The sequence below is a fragment of the Mycobacterium sp. DL genome, assembly GCF_039729195.1.
Classification (GTDB): Bacteria; Actinomycetota; Actinomycetes; order Mycobacteriales; family Mycobacteriaceae; genus Mycobacterium; species Mycobacterium hippocampi_A.
In genome coordinates this window covers 2471412-2484410 of record NZ_CP155796.1, presented here as the reverse complement: position 1 = coordinate 2484410, position 12999 = coordinate 2471412, and the positions used below count along the sequence as shown (strand labels likewise).

16 protein-coding genes are annotated in these 12999 nt (G+C 68.3%); 8 read left to right on the top strand and 8 right to left on the bottom strand.

Features of this window, described 5'->3' with window-relative positions; translation table 11 throughout:
- The first annotated feature begins 35 nt into the window (after positions 1 to 35).
- On the top strand, positions 36 to 761 hold the full coding sequence (locus tag ABDC78_RS12005; RefSeq protein WP_178358543.1) for an alpha/beta hydrolase: 726 nt from the start codon (positions 36 to 38) through the stop codon (positions 759 to 761).
- Here the strand turns inward: ABDC78_RS12005 and ABDC78_RS12000 are convergent.
- A complete protein-coding gene (locus ABDC78_RS12000) occupies positions 748 to 1524 on the bottom strand; it encodes a DUF3710 domain-containing protein (RefSeq protein WP_178358544.1) in 777 nt (258 codons plus the stop codon). The two genes, ABDC78_RS12005 and ABDC78_RS12000, sit on opposite strands and share 14 nt — an antisense overlap.
- A gap of 2 nt (positions 1525 to 1526) precedes the next feature.
- The gene (gene dut, locus ABDC78_RS11995; RefSeq protein ID WP_178358545.1) at positions 1527 to 1991 is read right to left on the bottom strand and encodes a dUTP diphosphatase; all 465 of its coding nucleotides are present in this window, start codon (positions 1989 to 1991) and stop codon (positions 1527 to 1529) included.
- Positions 1992 to 2016: 25 nt separating this feature from the next.
- On the opposite strand from dut, the gene ABDC78_RS11990 reads away from it, so the two are divergent.
- Positions 2017 to 2493 (top strand): DUF3093 domain-containing protein, encoded by a 477-nt coding sequence (locus ABDC78_RS11990; protein WP_178358546.1) that lies wholly within the window; start codon positions 2017 to 2019, stop codon positions 2491 to 2493.
- 6 nt (positions 2494 to 2499) lie between these two features.
- Here ABDC78_RS11990 and ABDC78_RS11985 read toward each other — a convergent pair whose 3' ends face one another.
- A complete protein-coding gene (locus tag ABDC78_RS11985) occupies positions 2500 to 2802 on the bottom strand; it encodes a DUF4193 domain-containing protein (RefSeq protein ID WP_178358547.1) in 303 nt (100 codons plus the stop codon).
- 176 nt (positions 2803 to 2978) lie between these two features.
- Between ABDC78_RS11985 and cei the strand changes: the two genes are divergently transcribed.
- A complete protein-coding gene (cei, locus tag ABDC78_RS11980; RefSeq protein WP_178358548.1) occupies positions 2979 to 3635 on the top strand; it encodes an envelope integrity protein Cei in 657 nt (218 codons plus the stop codon).
- A 21-nt stretch (positions 3636 to 3656) separates the two neighbouring features.
- Here the strand turns inward: cei and ABDC78_RS11975 are convergent, their stop codons facing one another.
- Entirely contained in the window at positions 3657 to 4532 is an 876-nt protein-coding gene (locus ABDC78_RS11975) for an inositol monophosphatase family protein (RefSeq protein WP_218620646.1), read from the bottom strand.
- Between the two features lie 138 nt (positions 4533 to 4670).
- On the opposite strand from ABDC78_RS11975, the gene ppgK reads away from it, so the two are divergent.
- The 3 genes from ppgK (at position 4671) to ABDC78_RS11960 (ending at position 8228) form a co-directional block, all read left to right on the top strand.
- Positions 4671 to 5474 carry a polyphosphate--glucose phosphotransferase gene (gene ppgK, locus ABDC78_RS11970; RefSeq protein WP_178358550.1) on the top strand — a complete coding sequence of 268 codons (804 nt, stop codon included), beginning with the start codon at positions 4671 to 4673 and terminating at the stop codon, positions 5472 to 5474.
- Between the two features lie 204 nt (positions 5475 to 5678).
- A complete protein-coding gene (locus ABDC78_RS11965; RefSeq protein WP_178358615.1) occupies positions 5679 to 7133 on the top strand; it encodes an RNA polymerase sigma factor in 1455 nt (484 codons plus the stop codon).
- 3 nt (positions 7134 to 7136) lie between these two features.
- Complete coding sequence (locus ABDC78_RS11960; RefSeq protein ID WP_178358551.1) at positions 7137 to 8228, top strand: methyltransferase; 1092 nt, start codon at positions 7137 to 7139, stop codon at positions 8226 to 8228.
- 14 nt (positions 8229 to 8242) lie between these two features.
- Here the strand turns inward: ABDC78_RS11960 and ABDC78_RS11955 are convergent, their stop codons facing one another.
- The 3 genes from ABDC78_RS11955 to ABDC78_RS11945 all read right to left on the bottom strand — a co-directional run bounded on the left by ABDC78_RS11955 (position 8243) and on the right by ABDC78_RS11945 (position 11385).
- The gene (locus tag ABDC78_RS11955) at positions 8243 to 9904 is read right to left on the bottom strand and encodes a hypothetical protein (RefSeq protein WP_347133438.1); all 1662 of its coding nucleotides are present in this window, start codon (positions 9902 to 9904) and stop codon (positions 8243 to 8245) included.
- Between the two features lie 279 nt (positions 9905 to 10183).
- Positions 10184 to 10966: a hypothetical protein gene (locus ABDC78_RS11950; RefSeq protein WP_178358553.1), complete on the bottom strand. Its 783-nt coding sequence runs from the start codon at positions 10964 to 10966 to the stop codon at positions 10184 to 10186.
- Between the two features lie 47 nt (positions 10967 to 11013).
- Positions 11014 to 11385 carry a DUF952 domain-containing protein gene (locus ABDC78_RS11945; protein ID WP_178358554.1) on the bottom strand — a complete coding sequence of 124 codons (372 nt, stop codon included), beginning with the start codon at positions 11383 to 11385 and terminating at the stop codon, positions 11014 to 11016.
- A gap of 133 nt (positions 11386 to 11518) precedes the next feature.
- Here ABDC78_RS11945 and ABDC78_RS11940 point away from each other — a divergent pair, with 133 nt between their 5' ends.
- Both ABDC78_RS11940 and ABDC78_RS11935 read left to right on the top strand, forming a co-directional pair.
- Positions 11519 to 11710 carry a hypothetical protein gene (locus ABDC78_RS11940; RefSeq protein WP_137147806.1) on the top strand — a complete coding sequence of 64 codons (192 nt, stop codon included), beginning with the start codon at positions 11519 to 11521 and terminating at the stop codon, positions 11708 to 11710.
- Positions 11711 to 11737: 27 nt separating this feature from the next.
- On the top strand, positions 11738 to 12718 hold the full coding sequence (locus ABDC78_RS11935; RefSeq protein WP_178358555.1) for a YihY/virulence factor BrkB family protein: 981 nt from the start codon (positions 11738 to 11740) through the stop codon (positions 12716 to 12718).
- On the opposite strand, the gene ABDC78_RS11930 is transcribed toward ABDC78_RS11935, so the two are convergent.
- A complete protein-coding gene (locus ABDC78_RS11930; RefSeq protein WP_178358556.1) occupies positions 12708 to 12944 on the bottom strand; it encodes a DUF3039 domain-containing protein in 237 nt (78 codons plus the stop codon). The genes ABDC78_RS11935 and ABDC78_RS11930 overlap by 11 nt on opposite strands.
- Positions 12945 to 12999 lie beyond the last annotated feature (55 nt).

Sequence of the window (12999 nt, the reverse complement as noted above, 5' to 3'; positions counted from 1 at the left end):
GCGCCGGGGATCACACGACCGGGCACGATCGTGGGATGGCGGTCGATCTACGCGGTGTCACCACCGTCCTTCTTGCCGGCACGGGCTCCGACGACGACTTCGTCTACCGGGCCTTTTCGACGGCTCTGCACGACGTCGGCGCGGTCGTCGTCACCCCGCCGCCGCAACCGCACCGTCTGGTCGAGGGTTATCTCGAGGCTCTCGAGGGCGCCGCCCGCCAGACGCCGATCGTGGTGGGTGGTGTCTCGATCGGCGCAGCGGTCGCTGCGGCGTGGGCACTGGCACATCCCGGCCGGGTGGTGGCCGCGCTCGCCGCGCTCCCGGCCTGGACGGGCGCACCCGATGCGGCACCCGCCGCGCTGTCGGCACGCCTGACCGCGGAATCGCTGCGGCGCGACGGCCTGGTGGCGGTCACCGGCCAGATGCAGGCGTCGAGTCCGTCCTGGCTGGCCGAGGAGCTGACGCGGTCGTGGGTCGGACAGTGGCCGTCGCTGCCGGACGCGATGGACGAAGCAGCCCGCTACGTCGCACCGACGAGTCGGCAACTGGAGGCGCTCGCCGCACCGATGGGTGTGGTGTCAGCCACCGACGACCCTGTGCACCCGATGGAGGTGGGCATCGAGTGGGTTTCGGCCGCACCGCATTCGGCGCTGCGCACAGTGTCACTCGACCAGATCGGGGAAGACCCCGCGGTGCTGGGCAGGTTGTGCCTGGCCGCCCTCGGCGACGCGCAGGACCCGGAGCGGGTCAGCCGCCCGTGATGGTGCGCAGCTGCTGCATCGCCGATCCCTGGGTGCCGCGTCGGGCAGTGGGCTGCTGCTGCCCGGTTGGGGGCTGGGGCTGCTGCTCGGCGACCGGCGGCTGAGGCTGGGGCTGGCCTGTCGCCGCGGCCTGCTGTGCGGCAGCCTGCTCGGTCGCGGCCTGAAGCTGGGCGGCCATGGGTTCGGGCAGCTGGATCGGCAGCGGGGTTCGAACCGGCATCGGGGTGTCGCCACGGCGAACGACGGTGTCCGCCAAAGCTTCTCGAGCCTGTTCGGCCAGGGCGCCGATCCGGTCGTGCGGTCCGCTGACCACGCAGCGGATCATCCAGCGGTAGCCGTCCACGCCGATGAAGCGCACCACCCCGGCGTTCTCGGCCCCGACACCGACCACTTCGCGCCCCCACGGACCGTCCTCGATGCCCACCTTCGGGACGTCCTTGCGCAGCGAGTCGGCCAGCTCGGAGGCGACCTCCCGCCACAGGCCCGCGGACTTGGGCGCCGCGTATGCCGCGATCGTGAAGCGGCCGTTCTCGGTCACCACCCAGATGGCGCTCGGCACGCCGGTGTTGCTGAGCTCGACCTGTACCTGCCCAGCATCGGGCATCGGGATCAGTACCGAACCCAGGTCCAGCCGGGCGACCGCGGCGACCGCCGGGTCGTCGAAGTCGTCGATGTCGAACGGACCGTCGAGCTCCTCGTCGGTATCCGCCGCCGTCACCTCGGGGGTGCCGGAGCTGTCATTGCCTTGCTTCTTCAGTGCCATGTTCACAAACTCGCATGTCCGCCGGAGGAACCGTGGCCGCCGTCGCCACGTGTGGTGTCGGCCAGGCCGGCCTCGTCAAAGGACGTCACCTCGATCAGCTCGGGCAGTTCGACTCGCTGCACGAGCAGTTGAGCTATCCGGTCTCCCCGCCGCACGACGATCGGGGCCCGGGGGTCGAGGTTGATCAGTGCCACCTTGATCTCGCCGCGATAGCCGGCATCCACGGTGCCGGGACTGTTCACGATCGAAAGCCCTACGCGGGCAGCCAGACCCGAGCGTGGATGCACAAGACCGACCATGCCGAAGGGAATCGCCACTGCGACACCCGTCGGCACCAGCGCTCGCTCACCGGGCGCCAACTCGACGTCCTGGGCGCTGTACAGATCGACTCCCGCATCGCCGTCGTGGGCCCGATGGGGCAGCGGCAGGTCGCGATCAAGTCGCACTACCGCCAGAGAGGTGGACACGACCCCAGAGATTACTCTTGGCTGCGTGTCCGACACGCGCGCCACCACTCAAACCGTTCGCTATCGCGAGCGCCTGTGGGTCCCCTGGTGGTGGTGGCTGCCCGGTTTGGGGTTGGCGTCGCTGATCGCGCTCCAGGTCAACCAGGGCATCAGGACACTGCCCAACTGGCTGCCGTTCGCCGTGCTGCTGCCCGTGGCGGTCGTCGTGCTGCTCTGGCTCGGACGAAGCGAACTGCGTGTCGTCAGCGAGAACGGCGATACGGAACTGTGGGTGGGCGGCGCCCACCTGCCGGTGAGCGTCGTCTCCCGGTCGGCCCAGGTTCCCCGTTCGGCCAAGTCCGCGGCACTGGGCCGCCAACTCGACCCGGCCGCCTTTGTCGTGCACCGGGCATGGGTCGGGCCGATGGCCCTGCTGGTGCTCGACGATCCCGACGATCCGACCCCGTACTGGCTGGTCAGCGCAAAGGATCCGGCGAAGTTGCTCGCCGCTTTGAACGCTTGAGTGGGGTCAGGCGGCGCAGTCGGTGCAGATCATCATGCCGTTCTTCTCGCTGGCGAGACGGCTGCGGTGATGGACCAGGAAGCAACTCGAGCAGGTGAATTCGTCTGCCTGCTTGGGGATCACCCGGACGGACAGTTCCTCCCCGGACAGGTCGGCACCGGGTAGCTCGAAAGATTCCGCAGTCTCGGTTTCGTCGACGTCGACGACGGCCGACTGTGCTTCATTACGCCGTGCCTTCAGTTCCTCGAGCGAATCCTCGGAGACATCGTCGGTCTCGGTGCGCCGTGGGGCGTCGTAGTCAGTGGCCATCTTCGTCCCCTCAAAAAAGCTCAGTGAAGCTTTGTGCAGCAGTGCTTTGTACCAGCGTCGAACGCGTCCGCCAAATGATTCGTGCCCGTATTGACACCGGTTCTATTGTGATTTGCGTCACATCAGCGTTCGCGCCGGTCGGAGCCCCTGCGCACAGTGGCCTTAGAGTGCACACCGTGGTCGCGCAAATCACAGACGGCACGGCGTTCGACAAACACGGACGCCCGTTTCGCCGTCGCAACTTCATCCCCGGGATCGTCTTGTTCATCGCACTGGCGGCGGTGACCCTGCTGGTCTGGGTGATCGCCCTGTCGCGCCCGCCGGACATCCGCGAAGCCGCGGTCTGCAACCCGCCCCCGGTGCCCGAGGATCCGAACGCGCCCAGGCCCCAACTCGGCGAGCAGGTGTCCCGCGCCGAGATGACCGATGTCACCCCCGCCGAGCTCGCCGACGCCAGAATCCGCGTGCTCAACGCCAGCGGGCAGGGCGGACAGGCCGGCGAAGTCGCGGGCGCACTGCGCGATCTGGGCTTCGCCGATCCCGAAGCCGCCAACGACCCCATCTACGAGACGGTGCGGCTGGAATGCCAGGGCCAGATCCGCTTCGGACCGTCCGGGCGAGCCGCGGCCGCAGCGGTCTGGTTGGTGGCGCCGTGCACCGAGCTCTTCCAGGACCAACGCAACGACGACACCGTGGACCTCGCGCTGGGCACCGAATTCACCGAACTGAGCGGCGGCGACGACATCGATGCCGCTCTGGCGAGCCTGCTGCCCGACGCGACGCAGCCGGCCGACCCGGAACTGCTGTCCAGGATCCACAGCGGCGTCTGTTAGGCGCGCCGTCCGCGGGCCGCGTCACATCGCGCCGCAGCGGACCAGCGCCTCGTCGAGCGCCGCGCTGATGCCCGGCGCGGAGACCACCACCAACCCGGCGCCGTCTACCGACTCCGGCAGCCGGACGTGCGCGCCGGCCTCGGTGGCGATGAGTGCACCCGCCGCCCAGTCCCACACGTGCACGCCGTCCTCGTAGTAGGCGTCGAGCCTGCCGGCGGCCACCATGCACAGGTCCAGGGCGCAGGAACCGATCCGGCGCAGGTCACGCACGTCCGGCAGCAGCCTGGCCACGATCTCGCCCTGGCGTCTTCGGCGATCGGGCTGGTAGGCGAACCCCGTACCCACCAGGGCCATCGGCAGTTCGGTGATGGTGTTGGCCCTGAGCTCACTGACAACACCGTCGCGCTCCAGCCGCGCACCGTGCCCGAGCGCCGCGGAGAAGATGGCACCGGCGGCGACGTCGGCGACCGCGCCGGCCACCGAGACGCCGTTCTGCTGCACGCCGACCGACACCGCGTAGGCCTCGATCCCGTAGAGGAAGTTGACCGTGCCGTCGATGGGGTCGAGCACCCAGGTGAGTCGCCCGTCCGCCGCGCCGCTCGGTCCGCCCTCCTCTTCGCCGAGGACCTGCTCGCCGGGGCGCAGTTCAGCCAGTCGGTCCCGTAACAGCCGCTCGGTCTCGGTGTCGACGACCGTCACGGGGTCGGTCGCGGTGCTCTTGGCACGTACCGACGACCCGTCGACACCACGACCGGAGCCGGCCGCGGCACCCGCGCCGAAGACCTCGGAGCGACGTGCCCTGACGTACGCCGCCGCCTCCTTGGCCAGCGTCTCGGCCACCGAACGAAGCAGCGTCGGGTCCGTGTCGATCTCAGTCACGTGCCCATCGCAGCACATCCTGCGACCGAATGGGATGCAGGACTGGCACACATCGGGATTGACCAGCCGATAGTGTGTGGAACGCGCGTCGGCTGCCGAACGGCCGAGCCGCGCCGAAGCCGTCAATGGCCGCCCGACCTGCGCAGAGGAGCTTCCATGACCGCCGCCGATTCAACTGCCCCCGAGTCCGGTGCCGCCGGGGACCATCGCGGGTTCGGTATCGATGTCGGCGGTAGTGGCGTCAAGGGCGGGATCGTCGACCTCGACACCGGGCAGTTGATCGGCGAGCGCTTCAAGCTGCTCACCCCTCAGCCGGCCACACCCGAAGCGGTCGCCAAGACCATCGCCGATGTGGTGGCGCACTTCGAGTGGGAGGGTCCGCTGGGAGTGACCTACCCGGGGGTGGTGACCGATGGCATCGTGCGGACGGCCGCCAACGTCGACAAGGGCTGGATCGGCGCGAACGTCCAGGAGGTCATCGGCGGAGCGCTGGGCGGGCGGCGGGTGACCGTGCTCAACGACGCTGACGCCGCCGGACTCGCCGAGGAGAAATTCGGGGCCGGCAGGGACAACACCGGCGTCATCGTGCTCCTGACCTTCGGCACCGGCATCGGTTCAGCGGTGATCCACAACGGCGTGCTTCTGCCCAACACCGAGTTCGGGCACCTCGAGGTCGGCGGCAAGGAGGCCGAGCACCGAGCGGCGAGCTCGGTCAAGGACCGCAAGGAATGGAGCTACGAGCGCTGGACCCAGGAGGTGACGAAGGTGCTGGTGGCGATCGAGAATGCGATCTGGCCGGACTTGTTCATCGCCGGCGGCGGCATCAGCCGCAAAGCGCACAAGTGGATTCCACTGCTCGAGAACCGCACACCGGTGGTGGCGGCGGCCCTGCAGAACACCGCGGGCATCGTCGGCGCCGCGATGGCGGTCGACACCGACGTCACTGCTACTCACGGGTAACCCCCGCAGTCGGGCGCGCGGGCGCGTCAAATTTGCCGCTCGGCGCGGCAGTCACCCACACTGTCGTTACAATGGTCGACGGCGGCCGCCTACCGAATAGCGGTGAAGCATCCCGAGTTGAGATCGACGCCGACATTCGACATAGCCGACCATTTCGGCGGCGCACCCGTGCGCGCCGAAAACCGCACGACCGAAAGGGTGTACGTGGCAGCGACGAAGGCAAGCCCGGCAACCGACGAGCCGGTGAAGCGCACCGCCACGAAGGCCCCCGCCAAGAAAGCCGCGCCGGCAAAATCGGCGAACGGTACCGCGCCCGCCAAGAAGGCGGCGAAGCCCGCCAAGCCGCGCGCCGCCAAGACCGCTGACGCGCCGGCCACCCGGGGCAGAGCGAAGAAGGCCACCGCCCCCGCCACCGGCGCAGCCGACGACGATCTCGCCGACTCCGACAGCGCCGAGGACATCGTCGAACCGGGCGAGGATCTCGAAGTCGACGACACCGAGATCGACCTCGAGGACATCGTCGTCGAGGACGAAGCCGACACCGACGACGAAGCATCCGACGACGCCGACGGTGCAACCAAGACCGCACCCAAGGCCGCCGGCAAGGCCGCCAAGGCCGACGCCGACGACGACGGGATCGCCGAACCGTCCGAGAAGGACAAGGCATCCGGCGATTTCGTCTGGGACGAGGAAGAATCCGAGGCACTGCGGCAGGCCCGCAAAGACGCCGAGCTGACGGCCTCGGCGGACTCGGTTCGCGCGTACCTCAAGCAGATCGGCAAGGTCGCGCTGCTCAACGCCGAGGAAGAGGTCGAGCTCGCCAAGCGCATCGAGGCGGGTCTGTACTGCACCCAGCTGATGACGGAGTTCGCCGAGCGGGGCGAGAAGCTGACGACGGCGCAGCGCCGTGATTACCAGTGGATCTGCCGGGACGGCGACCGCGCGAAGAATCATCTGCTGGAGGCGAACCTGCGCCTGGTGGTGTCGCTGGCCAAGCGCTACACCGGACGCGGAATGGCATTCCTGGATCTGATCCAGGAGGGCAACCTGGGTCTCATCCGCGCGGTGGAGAAGTTCGACTACACCAAGGGTTACAAGTTCTCGACGTACGCGACATGGTGGATCCGCCAGGCGATCACCCGCGCGATGGCCGATCAGGCCCGCACGATCCGTATCCCTGTCCACATGGTCGAGGTGATCAACAAGCTGGGCCGGATCCAGCGCGAACTGCTTCAGGATCTGGGCCGCGAGCCCACTCCCGAGGAACTCGCCAAGGAAATGGACATCACGCCCGAGAAGGTGCTGGAGATCCAGCAGTATGCGCGTGAGCCCATCTCCCTGGACCAGACCATCGGTGACGAGGGCGATTCTCAGCTCGGCGACTTCATCGAGGACAGCGAGGCGGTCGTGGCCGTCGACGCGGTGTCGTTCACCCTTCTGCAGGATCAGCTGCAGTCCGTGCTGGAGACGCTGTCCGAGCGCGAGGCCGGCGTCGTGCGGCTGCGGTTCGGGCTCACCGACGGGCAGCCGCGCACCCTCGACGAGATCGGCCAGGTCTACGGCGTGACGCGGGAGCGCATCCGGCAAATCGAGTCGAAGACCATGTCGAAGTTGCGCCACCCCAGCCGTTCTCAGGTTCTGCGGGACTACCTGGACTGACAGGTGCCGGGAACACCCAAGGGTCCGCCGCTTCGGCTGGTCCGGGCGATCGACCGGGTCCGCTCCGGCCTGACCAGACTGCACCGGTCCTCGGTGCCCGGCAACATCGCGCTTCTCGAGATGGCCACCGGTTCGTGGACGACGGCTGCGCTGTACACCGCCGCCAAGCTCGGCATCCCGGACGTACTGGCGCCCGGCCCGGCCCGGGCGACCGATGTCGCGGCCGAGGTGGGCGCCGATCCGGACGCGGTGTACCGCCTGATGCGGGCTCTGGCCGGCAAGGGTGTGCTCAAACAGCGCCGCGACGGCAGGTTCGCCAACACCGGCATCGGCGATGCGCTGCGTTCCGACTCCGAGGGCTCGCTGCGCGACATGGTGCTGTTCATCGGGCATCCGGCGCGCTGGGCCGACTGGGGCAACCTGCTGCACTCGGTGCACAGCGGAGAGGCGGCGGTACACAAAGTGCACGGCATGTCGTTCTTCGACCTGCTGGGCACCGACCCCGAACTCGCGCAGGTGTTCAACAACGCGATGACCGCAGTCAGCGGCCTGACCGACGACGTCACGCTCAGCCAGTACGACTTCACGCGTTTCTCGCTGGTCGTTGATATCGGGGGCGGTCACGGTGCGCTGCTCGCGACGATCCTGCGCAGTGCCCCCGAAGCCCGAGGCATCCTCTACGACCTGCCCTCGGTCGTCAGCGGCGCCGAGTCGACGCTGCATGCCTCAGGAGTCGCCCACCGCGTGTCGACCTCAGGTGGCTCCTTCATGTCGGCCGTTCCCGACGGCGGCGATGCCTACGTGCTCAAGAACATCATCCACGACTGGGACGACGAGACGTCCCTGACGATCCTGCGGAACATCCGGACCGCCATCTCCTCCGGCGGCACGCTGCTGCTCTTCGAGATGGTGCTGCCGCAACGACCGACCCAGTCACTGGCACTGATGCTCGACCTGGAGATGCTGGTCACCTCCGGTGGACGGGAACGCACTCAGCTCGAATACGCGAACCTATTGTCACGAGCGGGGTTTCGCCTCGACCGGGTGATCGGGACCGCAACGCCGACCTCCATCATCGAAGCGTCGCCGATCTGAGCTCGCCCCGTCGTTCAGTCGCCGCTGTCGTCTGAGCCGCGCCCGCCGTCACCGCCGCTGCCACCCTCGCCACCGGCACCGCCGCTGCTACCCGTCGGACCACTGCCGGCGCCACCCGAACGTCCGGAATCACCCGGGCCGCCGTCGCCTGCTGCTCCGCCACTGCCGCCCGTGCCACCGGACCCGCCTGCGCCGCCATCGCCCGTCGACCCGTGCGCACCGGCCGCCCCCGACGGGCCTTCGGCGCTTCCGGCCCCACCCTTGCCCCCGGCACCGCCTGAACCGCCGTCGCCACCCGTCCCGCCACTTCCGCCGCTTCCGCCGCTTCCGCCCGCACCGGGCGTCACGGGCCCGCTGCCCGGATCGGACGCGTCGACGCCGCCCGCGCCGCCGCTACCACCGTCGCCGCCCGTCGCACCGTTCCCGCCGGTGCCACCGGCACCGCCCGAACCGCCTGCCCCACCGCTGCCGCTGAGCCGTCCGCTGCGGCCGCCCGCGCCGCCGTCCCCGCCGCTCGTGCCGGTCGCTCCGGCCGCCCCGGCACCACCGTTGCCTCCCGAGCCGCCGGGCCCACCGAACCCGAGGGTCTGACCGACCTTGACGTCACCGCCGTCGCCGCCGTCACCACCCCGTGCGCCGACACCACCGTCACCGCCCACTCCACCATGGGATCCGAAGACCGCGACGCTGGGCGAAAAGCCCTGCGCCAGACCGGCATCGCCGCCGTCACCACCGACACCGCCACCGGCGCCGTCGCCGCCGTCGCCGCCTGCTCCGCTGATGGCGAAGTTGTGCTGCGGGGCGAACCACGGTGTGACGCCCTGCCCCTGACCGCCCCTGCCGCCGGACTGATTGCTCCCGGTGGCGCCGTCGGCTCCGCGGCCACCCATGCCGCCGACCAACATGCCGTCCACGACGTTGTTCGAATAGGGCAGGCCGGTCGATCCCAGGTAGTTCGGGTTTCCCGTCGCGGCGTTGCCTCGGGCGGCGGGGTTGCTCCCGGCGATGCCCGTTCCGCCGGCACCGCCGTCACCGCCGGAACCGCCGTTGCCGAACAACAGTCCGCCGTTGCCGCCGGCACCACCGCGACCTCCCCCGACACCGACGGCGCCATCAGCCCCGCGACCTCCGTCGCCGCCGTTACCGGCGAGGGCCAGCAGTCCGGCGCTGCCTCCGTCACCGCCGGCCTGACCCGGTTCGGCGCCGTCACCGCCGCGGCCGCCATTGCCACCGAGCAGGCCGCCGTTGCCGCCCTTGCCACCGTTGGCACCGGCACCGCCGTTGCCGAACAACAGTCCGCCGCTGCCGCCGTTGCACGCCGCAGCCAGACAATCCGCGGCGGCGTCGGCGCCGTCTCCGATCAGCCAGCCACCGGGACCGATCATCGGAATCGCGGACGTCGGAGCGACTTCCGGGTTGCCGGCACGATTGCCCGTCGGCAAGACCCACCACGGCTCATCGGAGAAACGCGGACCTGCCGGAGCGAGAAGCGAGTCGAACGAGGCCAGTTCGACGGGGCGAACGGTTGTCGCCGACTGCGTGGTCAGGAGCACCCCGATGCCGACCGCTGCCGCACCTCCCGCGCCGGCGGTCAACCAGCGGTTCGTCATGCCGGCGCGGCCCACCATAGGCGTCCGGTCGGTCATGTCACGTCCGTTGCGACGGCGTCTGGCCATGCGCAGTCCCCCGATCTGCTCGCTTCATGGAATCGCCGGAATCTAACATGGCAAATCGCCGTCGCAGTCAATTCCCCCGCGCCCCATGGTCGGTCGTGTCGACAAGAAGTTAGCCGACACCATGATCCGGCTCGCAAAGGCGAGCGTCAGGGCATGGAAGGCAAAAGCCCGTCTTCGCAAGTTCCCCGCAACGAGGCGTACAACGACGCCGACGGCACCGACGGTGCAGAAGCCGCAAACCAACAGGAACGCGCGGCGGAAGGTACCGCGCGCGGTTGGTCAGCGCTTGCGCTCGCGCACCTTGTACGTCGAGGGCCACGATTCACGGGTCTCGTCCCCGACGAGCGGAACACCTTTGCTGCCGATTCTGATGTCGAAAGCTTCCTTGCCGGGTCCGACCTCGCGGTTGGCGTGTTCGGTGGCCAGATAGATCAGCTGGTCGATCTCCGCTTCGGCGAACGTGACGAAGGTCGTCTTACGGACGAGTTCCTCGGCCGGCGGCGTCATCCGTTCGGGTAGGACCCGGGTCAACAGCGCGGCGATACCGAGCAGTGCGAACGGCACCACCCAATAGCAGATGAAGGACAGCGGCGTGCGTGTGTCCAGAATCGTCGCGTCGCCCTGCACGATCGGCGGAATGGCCGACGACACCGTCATTCCGCCGAACGCAGCGATCCAGATCCAGGTCAGCAACAAGGTGATGCGCGCGAACGCCTCGCTCTCGACGACTTCCTTGGGCTGACCGACGACGGCGAACTCCCGCACGAACGGTTTCCCGATCAGCGCGCTGACCAACGCCACCAGGAAGATCCCCGCCGTGCTGAGCGGCTGGATCCACCGCTCCATGAACCCCTGGCTCACCGAGAAGGTCAGCACGGTCAGAAGCAGGAACGTCGCGACGGCGCCGATCTCGAGCGTCCGTCCGGGGGATCCACTCGCACGGGCGATGACGAACGCGGCGATCGCAACCGCAAACGCCACAAGCACCGCCGCGACGAACGGCACGTTGCCCACCAGAACCCAGTAGATGATCCACGGCGCGAACCCCAGCAGTATCCCCACGCAGCAGAGTGTATTGAGTCCGACGCCCGGAACCGGGGGCGCCGTCATCACCCTTCGTCCGGCGCGAAGCTCCCCTCGCTGGTCGGCAGGTACGGAGTGACGCGAATCACAGCGGACACCGGTAGCGGTCCGTACAAATGAGGGAACTCCATGCCGGCAGGATCAGTGGGAACCCCCGGCTCCCAGCGGACCGGAGAGGAGAGCCGTGCGGCATCGATGCGCAGCAACATCATGTCGGTGCGGCCCGCGTACAGTCGGTTGGCAGGCAGATGAACTTGGTCCGGCCGGGACAGATGCACGAAACCCAGCTGGTCGAGTGAATCAGGTCGCAACTCACCGCAGTCTGCGGCGTCCCGCCACTCCTCGACCGAACACAGATGGACGAGCACATCACCGGACGTGTTCGACGTCGAATCCATACCGCCAGCCCCAATCGGTCGCAACACAGAGGTTCGTGAGACACGACACACCCGCAAACCCCCGGGGAACAAGGCTGAAACCCCAAGCGTCTGACAGAGTATGAAGAACGTCGCTACACCCTATGGAGGTGCCATGACCGCAACGCTCACCAGTCCAGAATTGACCAAGGCTGATCGATGCGACCGGTGCGGCGCGGCGGCACGCGTGCGGGCCAAGCTTCCTTCCGGTGCCGAACTGCTGTTCTGCCAGCACCACGCCAATGAGCACGAGGCGAAGCTCGTCGAACTCGCGGCGGTCATCGAAGTCAGCCAGTTGGAGCCATAGCCGCCCATCGGCAATGCTGGACTGGTCATGACTGACCAGTCGCTGCGGCCACGGCCGTCACGTCACCACCTTCGCCGCATCACCGGGCGCACTCTGGCGAAGAGTTGGGACGACTCGATCTTCTCGGAGTCGGCTCAGGCTGCTTTCTGGTGCGCGCTCTCGCTTCCTCCGCTGCTGCTGGGGATGCTGGGCAGCCTGGCCTACGTCGCTCCCCTGTTCGGGCCGGACACACTTCCGGTGATTCAGAGCCAGTTGGTCAGCACCGCTGCGCGGTTCTTCTCCCCCAACGTGGTCAGCGAGATCATCGATCCCACGGTGCGCGACATCGTCCAGGGCGCCCGCGGCGAGGTGGTGTCACTCGGATTCGTGATCTCACTGTGGGCGGGGTCGTCGGCCATCTCGGCGTTCGTCGACTCGATCACCGAGGCGCACGGCCAGACGCTGTTACGGCACCCGGTGCGTCAGCGGTTCTTCGCGCTGGGCCTGTACGTCGTGATGTTGTTCGGCGCCATCGTGACTGCGCCCTTTCTGGCCCTCGGCCCACGAAAGATCGCCGAGTTCATCCCCGACAGCTGGGACCACATCCTGCGGTTCGGTTACTACCCGGTGCTGTTCCTGGCGCTGGTGGTGGCGGTGAACCTGCTCTACCGGGTGTCGCTACCGAAGCCGTTGCCCACGCACCGACTGCTGTACGGGTCCGTGCTGGCCGCGGTGGTCTTCCTGGTGGCCACCTGGGCGCTGCGGGTGTACCTGACCTGGATCACCAGCACGGGCTACACCTATGGCGCCCTGGCCACTCCGATCGCGTTCCTGCTGTTCGCGTTCTTCCTCGGTTTCGCGATCATGTTCGGCGCCGAACTGAACGCCGCGATCGAGGAGGAGTGGCCGGCTCCGGACACCCACGCCAAACGCTTCCGCTGGTGGCTGGAGTCGAAAGCAGAGTCGCTCAACGGCGGCGGCCGAGCGCGAGCCGCGGAGCCGACCGATGTCGATGCGGCTACTTCTTGAGCTGCTCGTAGATTTTCTTGCAGTCGGGGCACACCGGCGAACCCGGCTTTGCCGACCGTGTCACCGGGAACACCTCGCCGCACAGCGCAACGACATGCGTGCCCATGACGGCGCTCTCGGCGATCTTGTCCTTTTTGACGTAGTGGAAGAACTTCGGGGTGTCGTCGTCGGTCCCGTCATCGACACGTTCGTCGGTCTCGGTGCGCTCGATCGTCTGGGTCTGCATCACCCCATTCTGCCTCGCAATAGATCGGTAAGAAACGTGACGGCTGCGCCCGCGC